This is a genomic window from Parafrankia sp. EAN1pec, assembly GCF_000018005.1.
Classification (GTDB): Bacteria; Actinomycetota; Actinomycetes; order Frankiales; family Frankiaceae; genus Parafrankia; species Parafrankia soli.
Genome location: NC_009921.1, coordinates 5,073,587 through 5,088,665, shown reverse-complemented (window position 1 = coordinate 5,088,665; position 15,079 = coordinate 5,073,587). Strand labels below are relative to the sequence as shown.

The window sequence follows — 15,079 nt, the reverse complement described above, 5'->3', positions numbered from 1 at the left end:
CATCCAGCCACCCGCCGTCTACTCGATCATCGCGTTGCGGCTGCTCGGCTACGACCTGGACCATCCGGTGATCAGGACGGCCCTGGAGGCACTCGACGCCTACACCGTGACGCTCCCCGACGAGCGGGCCCCGCGGGCGGCCGTCAACGCGGTCGGTCGGTGCCCCTGGTGAACAGGGCGACGCACAGGACGAGCAGCGGGCCGCAGACCAGCAGCCCGGCCTCGGGCCCGACGAGGGTCCACAGCCCGCCGGCGGTGATCGTCGCGACGACCCGGCCGGCGCTCTGCAGCCCGGACAGCGCGCCGAACACGGCCCGGTGCGTCTCCGGCGGGGTGAGCCGCCCGGCGCCGGTGTACTCGGCGGCGTCGACCGCGCCCGCGGCCGTGCCGGCGAGGAGGAAACAGACGGTCATCGCGGTCAGGTCACCCTCGCCGGCGAAGGCGAAGCCCGCGTACGCGCCGAGCAGGCAGGCAGCGCCGGTCGCGATCACCCGACCGGCCCCGAACCGGTCGGCGAGCCGGCCGCCCCACACCGCCGCGGCGGCCGAGGACAGGTGGAACAGGCCGTAGAGCACGGCGACCGCCTGTAACTGGCTGAGCCGTCCGGTGCCGTCGGGCAGCAGCTTGCTGGCGCGCAGCAGCAGGAGCACGGCCGCGATGTTGGACGCCTCGTAGCAGGTGATGCCCAGGGCGAGCCGGCGCAGCGGCGGCTGGCGCAGCAGCGAGAGATCGGGCCGGGTCTGGGCCGGGGAGCCGTGGTCGAGGGCGTCCCGCCCGCTCAGGGTGCCGTGCGTGCTCACGGCGACCGCGGCGACCACCGGGACCAGCGCGAGCAGGATCACCGTCCGCACCTCGACGAACGCCAGCAGCAGCGCCGCAGCGAGCGCGCCGAAGGCGGCGCCGAGAGCCCCGACGGAGCGCTCGAGACCGAGCCGGGCGCCGAGCTCGTTCGGCGCCGAGGTCGAGCTCGCCACCTCCAGCAGCGGCGGGGTGCCCAGGCCGCGTGCCACCCACGACCCCGACCGGCACGCCCCGGCCTGCCAGACGGCGTTGCTTCCGGCCAGGAAGGCGGCGGCCAGCGCCAGCCCGGCGTTCCCGGCGATGGTGAACGGCCCGCGCAGCCCGGGCCGGCGGTCGGCGAGCTTCGTCGCGCCGGCACGGGCCGCGCTGCCGCCGGCGCGCCCCGCCGCCTCGATCCCGGCGAGCGCGATCGGCGCGGCTCCCAGCGTCCCGGCGATGAACGGTGCGACCACCGCCGTCGTGCTCTCCAGCCCGACGGCGGAGAACAGCAGTGGCAGCCGGGCATGGGTGAGCGAGGCTGCCCGCCCGCCGGCCGGGGCGACGGGCGGGGCCGTCGAGAGGGAGGCGGGAGACCCGTCGTCTGCGCGGCCTCGCGGCGCGGCGGGAGGCGAAACCGACACGCCGGGATCGTACGGTGCTTTCCGTTCGCAGGTGACAGGACCTGCGATGTCGCCGCAGGCCGGGCAGGCGCGGGCCGGCTCAGCCGGTGGCTCGGTCGGTAGGAGAGCGGCTCAGCCGGTGCGGGGCGGCAGGGGCAGCGGGAGGGCGGGCAGGCCGTCGATGCTCGCGCCGTTGTACGGGGCCCGATCGCAGTAGGCGCCGAACTCGGGGTCCGTCCTGCGGTCGAAGTACTGGGCGTGCAGCGGGCGCTCGTCCCGGTAGTCCATGAAGGGGACGGCGTAGCCGCAGCTGTCGCTGATCCGCCGCGCGGAGATCAGGATGATCGCCCGAAGCCCGCCCGCGGCCGCCTGGCCGGGCGGGAAGCGGGCGATCAGCTCCGGCCACCGCGGGTCGTCGCGGAACACCGGCTCACCGGTCCCGTGCACCCGGACGATCTTCGGTGGCCCGTCGAAGGCGCACCACATGAGGGTGATCCGGCCGTTCTCGCGCAGGTGCGCGATCGTCTCCGCGTGGCTGCCGCCGAAGTCGAGGTAGGCGACCGTCCGCTCGTCGAGCACGGTGAGCGAGCCGTCACGGCCCTTCGGCGAGAGGTTGACGTGGCCGTCGGCGGAGAGCGGCGCCGACGCCACGAAGAAGATCTTCTGATCCTCGATGAACGACCGCAGTCGGTCGTCGATCCGGTCATAGGTGCGCCCCATTCCCGGAGTATCCGCGACCGGGCGGCCCGCCCACCGGCCTTCGGTGCCGGTGCCCGGAACCCGGTCCTGAACCCGACTCCGAACCTGGCTCGGGGCCGTTCGGGTGGCTGCGCTGATGTGGCGCGTGGGTAGCCGGGTGGTCACCGCGTATCTACCTATGGACGGGCTCGAGCCCGGTGGTCGCCGTGCGCGCGGCGGTGGGCCGCCAACCGGGTGCCGAGCCCGTCGGGCACGTCCGTCCGATGTCCGATGTCCGATCACGAGTGATCCGGTGGTGACCGTGAACCCGTCCGACGCAGCGGCCCAGGAACCTGGCGGTCGGCGGAGCTGGTGGCGTTGAAGCCGCTGCGGGCCGGTGACCCGCTCGTCGTGGGGCCCTACCGGCTGGCGGCCCGGCTGGGCAGCGGCGGCATGGGCGTTGTGTACCTCGGCGTGGACGGCGCCGGTTGCCAGGCCGCCGTCAAGGTGCTGCGCGACGAGTACCTCGACGACGAGGGCTTCCGCCGCCGGTTCACCCGGGAGGCCGCCGCGATCGCCGTCATCGACAGCCCGCGGGTCGCCCGCCTCCTGGACGCCGAACCGGCCGGTGACCCGCCGTGGATCGCCACCGAATATGTCTACGGCCCCACCCTGCTCGGCGCCGTCACGGCGGACGGCCCCGCCGGGCAGGAGGCCCTGCGCACCCTCGCGACCGGTCTCGCCGAGGCGCTGCGCGCGATCCACGACGTCGACGTGGTGCACCGCGACCTCAAACCCAGCAACGTCATCCTCGCCGCGGACGGCCCGAAGGTGATCGACTTCGGCATCGCCGCGGGCCTGCCAGGGACGATGACGGCCTCCGGCGTGGTGCTGGGCAGCGTCGGCTACATGGCGCCCGAGCTGATCGCCGGTGACAACCGGCCGGGCCCGGCCGCCGACGTCTTCGGCTGGGCGCTGACGGTCGCGTTCGCGGCGACCGGGCGGGCGCCGTTCGGTGACGGGCCGCTGCAGGCGCTCGTGCTGCGTACGGTGCAGGGAGACGCCGACATCGACGGCATCCCCGCCGACCTGCGCTCGGTGGTGACCACGGCGCTGCGCAAGCGGCCGGAGCTGCGCCCGGGTGCGGCGGACCTGCTGCGCTGGCTGGTCTCCGGTGACGTGCCGGCCGGCATCGACCCGCGACCGGACGCCGACCGGGTCCTCGAGGTCGTCACGGGCCTGGGCGCTCCGGTGGGCCCGGCCACTCCGGCGGCTGCGGGCGCTCCGACGGGCGGGGACGCTCCGGCCAGCGGAGGTGCCGCTGGGGACGGCGCGCAGGGCCGGCCGGGTCTGCGTCGTCGAGTGCCGGCGGCGGGCCGCCGACTGGTTCCGGCCGCCGGGGTCGTCGCGATCGTCGCTGCGGCGGCCGGGATGAACGTCGTCCCGGGGGACGCGCTGACCGCCGCGCAGTCCAGCCGGGCCGAGCAGGCGGCGCTGCCCGCGGTGAGTGCGGCCGGGGCCGGCCCGGCTGCGGGGTCGCCCGCGACGCGCGACGGGCGGGACCGGGTGGCCGTGCCGGTGGACCCGCCGCCCCCGTCCCCGCCCGTCGAGCCGCCCGCCGTGGCCGTCACCGCAGCCACCGTTGGAGTCACCGCCGTGGCCGGTCGGGCGGCGCCGGCCTCCATGCGGCGCGCGTGGGTCGGGCATCCGGCGGCTGCGGGCGCCGGGACCGCGGCGGAGGCTGCGTTGGCCGGCCTCGCCGGCCTGGACCGGCTGCTCGCCCCGTGGCGGCCGACGGTGGGGGAGGCGGCGACCCCGGACCTCCCGGACCTCCCGGACCTCCCGGACCTGTCCGACGTGTCGGAGGTGTCCGTCGACGTCCCGGGATCGCGGCCAGTTCTGGTGCTCTCCCGCCGCCCGCCCGATGTCTTCTCCCGGACACCCGTGCCGTCGGTGGAACTGCTCCGGACGTTGTCCTGGACGCGGTCGGAGCCGTGGGAACGTGCTGGTCGGGGCCCCTCTCGGGGGCATTGACCCGGCTGCGTCGACATACCGGCCCGCATACCGGCCACCGGTACGACAAATCGTTTCCCCATGCCAGGGGCGGGGCCGTCCCTGGCAGGTTCCGCCAGATGTCGGCGTTGTTCCGTGCGCGGCCTGTTCTGCCGGCGCGGAACGGCACCGGTTATTCCCCCACTGTGCGCGAGCAGGTGATACTGACGTGTTCGCACGAGGGGGGAGGCGTTGAATGGCGCCGCGGGCCATGGTGGAGCCGGTTGCCTTCCTGAGCTATGCGCACACGGACGACACCGGTCGCGGTCGTCTCACCAGGCTCAGGACGGATCTGGAACACGAGCTCTGCGAGCGCTCCGGCCGGGATATCAAGATCTTCCAGGACCGCAGCGACGTCGTCGCGGGTGACCTCTGGAGATCCACGCTCGAGACCGGGCTGGGCAGGGTCCTGTTCCTGCTGCCGGTGGTGTCTCCCGCGTTTGTGGCCAGTGACGAGTGCCTGCGCGAGTTCACCCAGTTCCTGGCCCTGGAACGCGCCGAGCAGTCCCGGCGCGGCGTGCGCCGCCGGATAATCCCGATCTACTGGTCCGAGGTGGACCTGGCCGGGCTGCTCGCCGCCGCCGAGGAGAACGGCGACGAGGAGCGCGCCGCCATGCTCCGGGTGCTGCGCGATCGCCAGCACCACGGTTCCCGGCCGCTGCGCTCCCTGCGCCCGAGCAGCGGGACGTACGTGCGGGAGGTCGGTCGCCTGGCGCAGGTGATGGCGGACCGGTTGCCCTCGCCACCGAGCCTCGGGCGCCGGCTGACCGATTCGGTGTCCCTCCTCGCCCGCCGCCGCCGTAGCCGTAGCCGGTTGTGGGCCACGCTCGTCGGCGCGGCCACCCTCCTGGCGGTGCTGGTCACGTTGGTGCTCTGGAACATCATCGGAACCGGCGACGGGGGCGGCACCGCCACCGGCCCGGGCACCGGCGGCCCGTGCGGCAGAGCGGCGTTGGAGGCGATGCGGTCGCGCCAGGGCGCGGCCACCCCGAGGAAGTTGCAGTGCATCGGTGTCCGGACGGGCGCGGACGGGGCCTTCGCCGTCGCCGACCCGAACGCCGGTGCCGGCGCGGCGGCGGGCGGGGGCGCGTTGGCGGGCGGGGGCGGCCCGGCGGTAGCGGCGGTGCCCAGTGCCACCGAGCGGAGCGTCGAGGCGGCCTGGCAGCTGATCGTGGCCGAGAACGAGGCGACCGAGCGGGCGGACCGCGAGCGCGGCGCGCCGACCGACCATCTGACAGTCGTGGTGGCCGGCCACCTGAGCTCCGGGGAGGAGACCGATGGGCTTGACAACGTCGAGCTGCTCACCGCGCTGACCGCGATGCGGCGGTTCAACGCCGCGCACCGCGACGGCCCGCTGATGCGGGTGTGGGTCGCGAACCTCGGCGGGGACGCGGAGTTCGCAGCCCAGGCCGGACGCAAGATCAGCGATGCGGCCAGGGGTACCGGGCCGGTGGTTGTCGTGGGGCTCGGCCAGACCCGGGACGACTCGGAGAAGATGATCAATGAGATCGGCCGGACAGGGCTCGCCGGCACCACCGGCGCCTTCTCGGGCGTGCCGATGATCGCCGCCACCCAGTCCGGGACGGACCTCACCGGGGAGCCCGGCTACTTCCGGATCGGCGGATCCGACGACCGGCAGGCCGAGATGGGCCTGTCCTGGGCGCCGCGGGGCCAGCTCGACCAAGTCGTGCCGTTCATCGTCTACGACGAGGCGGACCGCTGGGGCCGGAGCATGTACGACGCCTACACCAGCAAGCTGACCAGCCCCGAGTACGAGTCCCGGTTCCGCGGCACCGCGTTCGAGACCCTGCTCGACAATCGCGTGATCGCCTACTCGACGAATCCCGACACCCCGAGACCGCTGCCCGAGGCGCTGCCGGACCCGCAGGCCAAAATCTGCGGGGACAACCCCGAGATAGCCGGGGTGGAGGTGGAGAACGCACCCCGGCTCATCATCTATGCCGGGCGGACGGCCGAGCTCCCCGAGCTACTCACCCTTCTCATGACGCTGCCCTCGAAGTGCCGGAGCAACGTCCACGTACTGGGTGGGGACGCGCTTTCCGACCTGCGCGACGAGGATGCCTGGGACACCGTCCAGGAGATTCTCGAGAAGGACCGCGCCGACAGGCCGAAGCTCCTGTATTCGGCTTTTGGCCCGGAGGAGCCCCGTTCGGCGCGAACGCTGCTTGAGAACGGCCTCATCGCCGACTTCGGCCCGGCCGAGAGCGAGTTCGGCAGGGTCCGGGCTCTGCTCCCGGAGGAGGACCAGCCCAGGTTCGCGGAGTTCCCTGACTCGGCCGCCTGGTCCCTGTACGACGCCGTCACGCTCGCCGGGCAGGTCGGACTGCGTGCCGGCTCGTGCCGGCGGGATCCGGCCCTGGCCGGGTGCCGCGAGCTGCTGGAGCGGGCGGACGCCGTCCGCGAGTGGTCGCGCCGTCGGCCCGCCGCCGGCTTCGACGGCTTCGACCTGTACGTCGCGCTCCGCGAGGTCTACCAGGGCAGGAGCGCCTTCGAGGGAGTCACCGGGACGTTGCACGACGCCGAGCCCGACCGCGCGCTCGACGTCCCCAACCAGGGCGGCGGTCTGGACCCGACCGGGAAACTGATGGCGGTCTACGAAGTTTCCGCGGAGCCGTCGCGCGCGGTCGTCGAGCTGCACTGCGCCATCCCGGAACCGCGGCTCCCGACCAAGCCGAGCACGCGCTGCGATGACGAGACGTTCGGCCCAGAAGCACCCTGACCTGAACCCAGCATCTTGTACACTCCGCACATGTTCGGTGACGCTCCGGTTGTCGTCCACGTCCGGACCTCCTGCGCCACCGATCTCATCGAGCGGACCCCGGCCGTGTACTCGGCGAGCTCTACAGGGCGCGGAACAGGGCTCGGCAACCGGAAAGCATGATCTCCCTCCGGAGCGCATCCGCGGGGGCCGGGCGCCGCTGCTGGACATCGCCGAGCAGGTCGAGATGCTCGTGGTTCTGCTGCGCCAGATTCGAATTCTGGTCCGGTTCTGGGTGTGGTGGGGGTTAGAAGGGTGGCTGTGTGTCGTGGGGTATTTTCCACCCCGAGGCGGTGTTGCCCGACGGTTCATCACCACCCCCTCCCGTCGTACCGGCCTTGTTCTGCGGTTCGATGTATGAATGTGGGTGGGTGACGAGCGTCGCCCCGAACGGACCCGTCCAGACGAACGTTCCTTCCCGCGGTTGTGTCAGCCGCCAACGGCCGGAGTGCTTCATGCGGTGGTGCTTGCGGCATATCGGCCCGAGGTTCCGGGTGAGCGTCGGCCCGCCGCTCACGTGTGCCACCGTGTGGTCGATGTCCGCGCGTCGCGACGTACGGGCGCAGCCCGGGAAGACACAGCTACGGTTCCGTGCCCGCACGTGCCGGGCCTGGGCCGCGGTCGGTAGGCGCCGGTCCGCGATCTCGACGAGCGTGCCCTGAGGGTCGGCGAGGATCCGCCGCCATGTCGACCCCGGCCGTGCGGCCATCTCCCGGGCCACCGCGGCGGGAACCGGCCCGTACCCGGGAATCTCCCCGGGATCCTCCGCCAACCCCAGCAGCACCGTCACCGGCACCACGACCTGCACCTCACACGGCAGCGGCACCGCATGCGCGACCCGCCCACACAGGAGATCGACGAGGACGTCCGCGCGGATCTGGTCACGGCTGCGGGTGTCCCCGCCGCCTCGGTGCGCGGCGATTCCCTGGGCGATCTGGTCGACCCGCTGGTAGCAGGCGGTCGCCTCGTCGGCGGGCAGCACCGCCGACAGGCAACTCGTCCCGTCCTCCCCCGGCGAGACCCACACCCGCCGTTCCTTCTTCCGGGCCCGCGCGCGTTCGGCCGCCCCAGCCGGGTCCACCGTGTGCACGGCACGACGGCACGCATCCGTGAACGCCCCCCGGGTCGGCCGCGCACCCCCGGCCAGCACACGGGCCTCGACCTGCGCCGCGAGCGGACCGTCGAGCGGACGGACCGCGTTCTCCAACGAACGCGGCCGCTGCACGTCCAGCACCCCGGCCTTCAACGCCTCCACCGCGGCGGGCAGCCGGCGCGCCACCGTGCACGCGAACAGCATCTGACTCGCCGCGGCCTGCGGGGACACCCCCCGCACCGCTGCGACATCCTCCGGAGCGAACTCGTCGGACAGAACCTCCCGGCCGGCCGCCGGGGGCCGCAGGTCGGCGAACTGCGCCAACAGCCCCAGCAGGTCCGCGTTCCCCGCCGCTATCGACCGGACCGCCGCACCGATCCGCACCAGCAGCCCACGCACCCGCCCCTCGAACGTTCTCTCCTGCTCCGGCACGTCAACCGGACTGGAACCGTCCCCGTCGACCTGCACACTCCGCGCGGTATTCATGGCGCCGACACCCACCCCACAATCAGATCGAACACACGTTCGACCATAGGGGTGTCCGGGCCACCCCGACAAGCGCGAACCAGACGAGACCACACCAAGTCCACATTCACCCAGGAAGATTTCTCGTTGCGAACAGGAGGCGGATTAACGGAAAGTCGCATGCCGTTCGCTTAATGCGGTGCCCGCGAGTCGCTTACCGGGTCCGTCGGTGCGATACTTGCCGAGACAGTAAGCGGGACCCGACGATCCTGGCCTTTCTTGCCCTCGGTGTGTCTCGGCTCAAAGAGTTTATCTCCGCATGGGTGAAGCCCTCGCGGTGATTTGCAGCGAATCACCCGACATTCAGCAGGTGTCGGCACTCGTCGCAGAGGGACTCGCTCTGGCAATGCAGTTTCAGGCGGCGCGCATCGGCACGTGCCTTGACGCGATCCTCGCTGCCGCAGCCCCTTTCCTGGACTACGCGGCGGTCACCGATCTCACCGAGAGTGCTTGTGGATAACGTACCGAACGCAACGGCAGACGGGCCCGAGCCGCCTGTCTGATCCGACGGCGCACGCGGCCACCCCCACCGGTCACGACGCACCGGCCGGGCTCGGCCACGACGCCGCCACACCGCTCGGCCCGTCCGCCCCCCGGCTTCGGCTGGCATGCCAGCCGAAGCCGGGCTGATGATGCATGGTGCCACTCTCAGGCGGGTCCCGCGATCGCGCGGAACGCCCCGTCGAGGTCGGCGAGGATGTCGTCCACGCCCTCGAGGCCGACGCAGAGCCTGACCAGGTCGGCGGATACCCCGCTGGTGAGCCGTTCGTCCTCGCGCAGCTGCGCGTGCGTGGTGGACGCCGGGTGGATGGCCAGCGAGCGGACGTCGCCGACGTTCGCCAGGTGGCTGTGCAGCTCCAGCGCCTCGATGAACGCGGGCCCGGCCGCCGCCCCGCCGCGCAGGCCGAACGCGACCACCGCCCCGGTGCCGCGCGGCAGGTAACGCGCCGCTGCGGCGTGCCACGGGCTGGAGCGCAGCCCCGGGTAGGCCACCCAGCCGACCTCGTCGCGCGCGGCCAGCCACTCGGCGACGCGCAGCGCGTTGGCGCTGTGCCGCTCCATCCGCAGCGACAGCGTCTCCAGGCCCTGCAACAGCAGGAACGCGTTCATCGGCGCCAGCGCGGGGCCGAGGTCGCGCAGCAGCCGCGCGCGGGCCCGCAGGATGAAGGCCGTCTCGGGGAAGGCGTCGAGGAACACCAGGCCGTCGTAAGCCGGGTCCGGTTCGGTGAACCGCGGGTAGCGCCCGTTGCCCCAGTCAAACCGGCCGCCGTCAACGATGATCCCGCCGATGGATGTCCCGTGCCCGCCGATGAACTTCGTGGCCGAGTGCAGCACGACGTCAGCCCCATGCTCGAGTGGGCGGGCCAGGTAGGGCGAGGCCAGCGTGTTGTCGACGAGCAGCGGTATCCCGGCCTCGTGCGCGACCCCCGCGACGCCGGCGATGTCGAGGACGTTCCCGCGCGGGTTGCCGATCGTCTCGCCGTAGAACGCCGCGGTGTTCGGTCGGATTGCCGCGCGCCAGGCGTCGAGGTCGTCCGGGTCGTCGACGAACGTGGTCTCGATGCCCAGGTCGGCCAGGGTGTGGCGGAACAGGGCGTACGTTCCGCCGTAGAGCGACGCGGACGACACCAGGTGGTCGCCGGCGGAGGCGAGGTTGAGGACGGCCAGGGTCTGCGCGGCCTGCCCGCTGGCTGTCGCCAGGGCGGCGACACCGCCCTCGAGGTCGGCGACGCGCTGCTCGAGGGCGTCCTGCGTCGGGTTCACCACCCGTGTGTAGGTGAAACCCGTCTCGGTGAGGGCGAACAGACCGGCGGCGTAGGCCGCGTCCGGGAACACGAACGAGGTGCTCTGGTAGATCGGCACCGCACGGGCTCCGGTCGTGGGATCGGGGCGGGTCCCGGCGTGGATCTGCCGGGTCTCGAACGACCAGTCCGGCGTGCCCGCCGCCGGCCGCCCCGGCTCGCCCCTCTCGCGGGGCGCCGGCGTGACGGCCTTCTGGCCTGCCGGCGCGGCGGTGTTCTGGCGGGCCGGGGAGGCGCCGATGGTGTCGGTCACGCGCCGCCTCCGGCCGTCGGCGCCACGCCCGCCGGGGGTGCCACGTCGGCGTAGTGGCGGCGGGCCACCTCGGGATGGCTGCGCAGCCAGCTCTTCAGGGTGTTCGTCCCGTGCTGGGCGAAGATCGGGTTCTCCGGGTCGGGTGGTTCGGCGTCGGGGATCTCCGCGAGGAGGGCATCGGGCAGCGGCATGGGTTCGAGGGTGGCCGACAGCCGTGGCCCGAAGAAGAACGCCACGGACACCCGCTCGTGGCCTGGTGGTGGGCTCACGACCCGGTGGACGGTTGCCCGGTAGTAACGCCGGGTGGCCAGCTCGAACATCTCGCCGATGTTCACCACGAACGCGCCAGGCACTGCGGCGGCCTCGATCCACCCGCCCGCGCCGTCGGCGACCTGCAGGCCGGACGGGCCCGTGGGGGAGCGGGGGGCCGGGTGGGCGCCGTCCTGGCGGGCTGAGCGGACGCCGTCCTGCAGGACGAAGGTCAGGAAGCCGCCGTCCTTGTGCGCGCCGACGCCCTGGCCGATGCCTTGGTCGACGTTCTGGCCGTCCGCGGCGGCGTTGGGCTCGGCGGCGTCGTGTCCGGCAGCGTCGTGTCCGGTGGCGCTGCCGGCAGGGGTCGGCAGGTAGCGCAGCAGCTTCAGGTGGGAGCGGGGCTCGGCGGAGAAGGTCGGGTCCAGGTGGTCGGGCGGCAGCCCCAGCGATTCGGCGAGCGCGCGCACCAGCACCCGCGCGACGCGCCCAAGCTCGGCCAGGTAGACGAGGGCGGCCACGCGCAGCTCCGGCAGCGCCGCCGGCCACTGGTTGGGCCCGTCCAGACGCAGGTAGGGCGGGTCGTCCGGCCCGAGGACGCGGGCCGGCCGCTCGTCGGAGATATCGATCTGCTCGCGGAGGTCCGGCCTGCCCCGGGTGATCTCGTGCCCGAGGCAGGTGTAGCCGCGGAAGTGCGGGGAGTGGACGTTCTCGATCTCGAGTTTGGCGGCGAGCGGCAGGTCGAAGAACGCGCGGCTCACCGCGATGATCCGCTCCGTGAGGCCGGAAGGTACGCCGTGCCCGGTCAGCTGGAGAAAGCCTGGATCGCGGCAGGCCGCGCGCAGCGCGTCGAGGAAGTCCCGGCGGTCGGCACGGCCGTCCGGCGCGGTGTAGTCGCGCAGGTCGAGGACGGGGAGCCGCGCGGCACCCGCGCTCGCGGCGCGCGGACGAGCGGGGGAGTCGGGCATGCGAGCCTCCCTGCTCCGGGCGGGACGCGTCGGCGGGACTTTACTAGCTTTCCCGATCGGAGAAGTAGTTTTTCGTGAAAGGCGAGGTTGTGGGTCTGCGGGACGTTCGGTATTTGGTTGATAACACACGGGAGTGTGGCGTGGGACACGTTGGACGCGTGTTGTCGGCCCGGTATCCGGCGTGTTTCGGTTCGGGCATGTCGACTCCGCTGATGCTGGTGCGTCGGGAGTACATCGATCTGCTCCGCGTCACCTCGGCCGCCTGTACCGGCGGCCGGCCGCTCGGCTAGTTCCCGCCGGGCGAGCGCGACACCTCGCTCCCACGCTCGCGCTGCTCCCACGGGCCGCACGCATCCGTCCGGTGGCGCCCGCCGTCCGGTACATGTGGTCCGGCACCGCCGTGACCCGCACTGCGAGCGGGGCCGCTCGGCCGACGCGCGGCCAGGCCATGACCCGGCGAAGTGGTGGCGGCGCGGCGTGTATCCACGCCATTCCGCTCCGGGCGGGGCATCCTTCTTCCGGCCCCGGGCCGAGGTGCCGAACGGCCACCCGGCCGCGACCAACGGATGTGCGCCGGGGGGCCGGCCAGGCCATGAGATGGGCGTGGCGCACCCCGTGAGGCCCCCCGTCCACGCCGCCGTCCGAGAACCACCCCGAACCAGGCTCCGCCGTGCCACCACCGCCAGAGGGGGACTTCCGCCATGACCGAGTCGAACTGGTCGTTCGAGACGCAGCAGATCCACGCGGGCGCCCAGCCCGATCCGACGACCGGTGCGCGAGCCGTCCCGATCTACCAGACGACGAGCTTCGTCTTCCGCGACACCGACCACGCGGCCGCGCTGTTCGCGCTCGGCGAGCCGGGCAACATCTACACCCGGATCATGAACCCCACCCAGGACGTCTTCGAGCAGCGCGTCGCCGCCCTCGAAGGCGGGGTCGGCGCGCTCGCCACGGCATCGGGGCAGGCGGCGGAGACGCTGGCGATCCTCAACCTGGCCGAGGCCGGCGACCACATCGTCAGCTCCGCGAACCTCTACGGCGGTACCTACAACCTGTTCCACTACACGCTGCCCAAGTTCGGCGTCTCGGTGTCGTTCGTCGACAACCCGGACGACCTTGACGCCTGGCGGGCCGCGGTACGCCCCGAGACGCGGGCCTTCTACGGCGAGACGATCGGCAACCCGCGCGGGGACGTCTTCGACACCGAGGGCGTCGCGGCCGTCGCGCACGAGGCCGGGATACCTCTGATCATCGACAACACCCTGGCGACGCCCTACCTGCACCGGCCGTTCGAGCACGGCGCCGACATCGTCGTGCACTCGGCGACCAAGTTCATCGGCGGCCACGGCACCTCGATCGGCGGGATCATCGTCGACAGCGGCCGGTTCGACTACGGCGCCAGCGGGCGGTTCGCGAACTTCACCACCCCCGACCCGAGCTACCACGGCCTGGTCTACTGGGACGCCCTCGGCCACGGCAGCTACATCGCCAAGGCCCGGGTGCAGCTCCTGCGCGACCTCGGCCCGGCCGTCGCGCCGCTCAACTCCTTCCTGTTCCTGCAGGGCCTGGAGACGCTGTCACTGCGGATGGAGCGGCACAGCGCCAACGCCCAGCGGGTCGCCGAGTGGCTGCGGGCGCGCGACGAGGTGAGCTGGGTCGCCTACCCGAAGCTGGCCGGTTCGCCGTGGTACGAGCGGGCGAGCCGGGTCCTGCCCCGCGGCGCGGGCGCCGTGCTGGCGTTCGGTATCGAGGGCGGTGCGGCGGCGGGCCGGAAGTTCGTCGAGGGTCTGGAGCTGTTCAGCCACCTCGCCAACATCGGCGACGTCCGTTCGCTGGTCATCCACCCGGCGACGACCACCCACTCGCAGCTCACCGACGCCGAGCAGGCGGCGACCGGGGTCACCCCCGACCTGATCCGGCTGTCGGTGGGCATCGAGGGCATCGACGACATCCTCGCCGACCTCGACGCAGGCTTCCGGGCCGCGAAGTCCGGATGACCGACCAGCGTCAGGACGCCGCACCCGCCAGCCAGCCGGCGCCGCCACCACGGCCACCATCGGGTCCGCGGCCGACGCCGGCACCGGCACCGCCGTCGCCGTCGCCGTCGCCGCCGCCGCCGGCGTCGGCCGCGTGGCGCCCCGGCGACCCGGTGGGAGATCGCCGGTTCGTCAGGTCGGCCGGCCCGCTGACCCTGGAACGCGGTGGTTCGCTGCCCGAGGTGACGATCGCCTACGAGACGTGGGGCACGCTCGCGCCCGACGCGGGTAACGCCGTGCTGGTGCTGCACGCGCTCACCGGTGACAGTCACGCCGCCGGCGGCGCCGGGCCGGGGCATCCGACCCCGGGCTGGTGGGGTGGGCTGGTGGGGCCGGGCGCAGTCCTCGACACCGACCGGTTCTTCGTCGTCTGCCCGAACGTCCTCGGCGGCTGTCAGGGCACGACGGGCCCGGCCTCCGCCGCATCAGACGGACGTCCCTGGGGCGGCCGCTGGCCGGAGATCACCGTCGGCGACCAGGTCAGGGCGGAGGCCCTGCTGGCCGACGAGCTCGGCGTGGGCCGGTGGGCGGCCGTCATCGGCGGCTCGATGGGCGGGATGAGGGCGCTGGAATGGGCGCTGGCGTTCCCCGCCCGGGTACGGCGCGCCGTCGTGATCGCCTGCGGAGCGACGGCGACCGCCGAACAGATCGCGCTCTACGCCACCCAGCTCGCGATGATCCGCGCCGACCCGAACTGGCACGGCGGTGACTACCACGACCGCCCGCCCGGGGCCGGGCCGCACGTCGGGCTGGGCCTGGCCCGGCAGATGGGGCAGGTCAGCTACCGCAGCGAGCGCGAGCTGGCCCACCGGTTCGGCAACGCGGTGCAGGCGGACGGCCGCTACGCCGCCGCATCCTACGTCGAGCATCACGGGGCGAAGCTGGCGCACCGTTTCGACGCCGGCAGTTACCTCACGCTGACCGCGGCGATGATGAGCCAGGACGCCGGCCGCGGCCGTGGCGGCGTGCCGGCGGCGCTGCGGGCCTGCCCCGTCCCGGTGACGGTCGCCGGCATCGACAGTGACCGCCTCTACCCGCCGCGCCTGCAGGCCGAGCTCGCCCGCCACCTGGGCACCGAGCTGCGTCTCGTCCCGTCCGCGTCGGGCCACGACGGCTTCCTGCTGGAGACGGCCGCCGTCGGCCAGATCGTGCGCGACGCGCTCACTCCCGCGGCGACGGGCCCAAGGACACCGTCGTCATGACCTGAAGGTGAATCTGTCGGGGCGTCCGACCGTTGTCCGACC

12 protein-coding genes are annotated in these 15,079 nt (G+C 73.2%); 7 read left to right on the top strand and 5 right to left on the bottom strand.

What is annotated here, in order from left to right; translation table 11 throughout:
* The first annotated feature begins 1 nt into the window (after window position 1).
* The gene (locus FRANEAN1_RS39270; RefSeq protein WP_083788296.1) at window positions 2-172 is read left to right on the top strand and encodes a hypothetical protein; all 171 of its coding nucleotides are present in this window, start codon (window positions 2-4) and stop codon (window positions 170-172) included.
* Here FRANEAN1_RS39270 and FRANEAN1_RS20725 read toward each other — a convergent pair.
* Together FRANEAN1_RS20725 and FRANEAN1_RS20720 are read right to left on the bottom strand one after the other, a co-directional pair.
* A complete protein-coding gene (locus FRANEAN1_RS20725) occupies window positions 144-1,421 on the bottom strand; it encodes an MFS transporter (RefSeq protein ID WP_020461778.1) in 1,278 nt (425 codons plus the stop codon). The two genes, FRANEAN1_RS39270 and FRANEAN1_RS20725, sit on opposite strands and share 29 nt — an antisense overlap.
* 111 nt (window positions 1,422-1,532) lie before the next feature.
* Window positions 1,533-2,120 (bottom strand): pyridoxamine 5'-phosphate oxidase family protein, encoded by a 588-nt coding sequence (locus tag FRANEAN1_RS20720; RefSeq protein WP_020461777.1) that lies wholly within the window; start codon window positions 2,118-2,120, stop codon window positions 1,533-1,535.
* 330 nt (window positions 2,121-2,450) lie between these two features.
* Between FRANEAN1_RS20720 and FRANEAN1_RS42420 the strand changes: the two genes are divergently transcribed.
* Window positions 2,451-4,112, top strand: coding sequence for a serine/threonine-protein kinase (locus tag FRANEAN1_RS42420; RefSeq protein ID WP_049795714.1), 1,662 nt, complete (start codon window positions 2,451-2,453; stop codon window positions 4,110-4,112).
* Between the two features lie 214 nt (window positions 4,113-4,326).
* Entirely contained in the window at window positions 4,327-6,870 is a 2,544-nt protein-coding gene (locus FRANEAN1_RS20710) for a TIR domain-containing protein (protein WP_020461775.1), read from the top strand.
* A gap of 286 nt (window positions 6,871-7,156) precedes the next feature.
* Here FRANEAN1_RS20710 and FRANEAN1_RS20705 read toward each other — a convergent pair whose 3' ends face one another.
* Window positions 7,157-8,488, bottom strand: coding sequence for an HNH endonuclease signature motif containing protein (locus tag FRANEAN1_RS20705; protein ID WP_020461774.1), 1,332 nt, complete (start codon window positions 8,486-8,488; stop codon window positions 7,157-7,159).
* A gap of 298 nt (window positions 8,489-8,786) precedes the next feature.
* Here FRANEAN1_RS20705 and FRANEAN1_RS20700 point away from each other — a divergent pair, with 298 nt between their 5' ends.
* Entirely contained in the window at window positions 8,787-8,987 is a 201-nt protein-coding gene (locus FRANEAN1_RS20700) for a hypothetical protein (protein ID WP_041254502.1), read from the top strand.
* Window positions 8,988-9,175: 188 nt separating this feature from the next.
* On the opposite strand, the gene FRANEAN1_RS20695 is transcribed toward FRANEAN1_RS20700, so the two are convergent.
* Window positions 9,176-10,582: a bifunctional o-acetylhomoserine/o-acetylserine sulfhydrylase gene (locus FRANEAN1_RS20695; RefSeq protein WP_020461773.1), complete on the bottom strand. Its 1,407-nt coding sequence runs from the start codon at window positions 10,580-10,582 to the stop codon at window positions 9,176-9,178.
* On the bottom strand, window positions 10,579-11,799 hold the full coding sequence (locus FRANEAN1_RS20690; protein WP_020461772.1) for a 2-oxoglutarate and iron-dependent oxygenase domain-containing protein: 1,221 nt from the start codon (window positions 11,797-11,799) through the stop codon (window positions 10,579-10,581). The genes FRANEAN1_RS20695 and FRANEAN1_RS20690 overlap by 4 nt, the downstream gene beginning before the upstream one ends.
* Before the next feature lie 197 nt (window positions 11,800-11,996).
* Between FRANEAN1_RS20690 and FRANEAN1_RS43775 the strand changes: the two genes are divergently transcribed.
* From FRANEAN1_RS43775 to FRANEAN1_RS20680, 3 genes are all read left to right on the top strand, one after another.
* Window positions 11,997-12,089: a putative leader peptide gene (locus tag FRANEAN1_RS43775; protein WP_338045467.1), complete on the top strand. Its 93-nt coding sequence runs from the start codon at window positions 11,997-11,999 to the stop codon at window positions 12,087-12,089.
* A 411-nt stretch (window positions 12,090-12,500) separates the two neighbouring features.
* Window positions 12,501-13,796 (top strand): bifunctional o-acetylhomoserine/o-acetylserine sulfhydrylase, encoded by a 1,296-nt coding sequence (locus tag FRANEAN1_RS20685; RefSeq protein ID WP_020461771.1) that lies wholly within the window; start codon window positions 12,501-12,503, stop codon window positions 13,794-13,796.
* Window positions 13,793-15,037, top strand: coding sequence for a homoserine O-acetyltransferase (locus tag FRANEAN1_RS20680; protein WP_020461770.1), 1,245 nt, complete (start codon window positions 13,793-13,795; stop codon window positions 15,035-15,037). Before FRANEAN1_RS20685 ends, FRANEAN1_RS20680 begins: the two co-directional genes overlap by 4 nt.
* Window positions 15,038-15,079 lie beyond the last annotated feature (42 nt).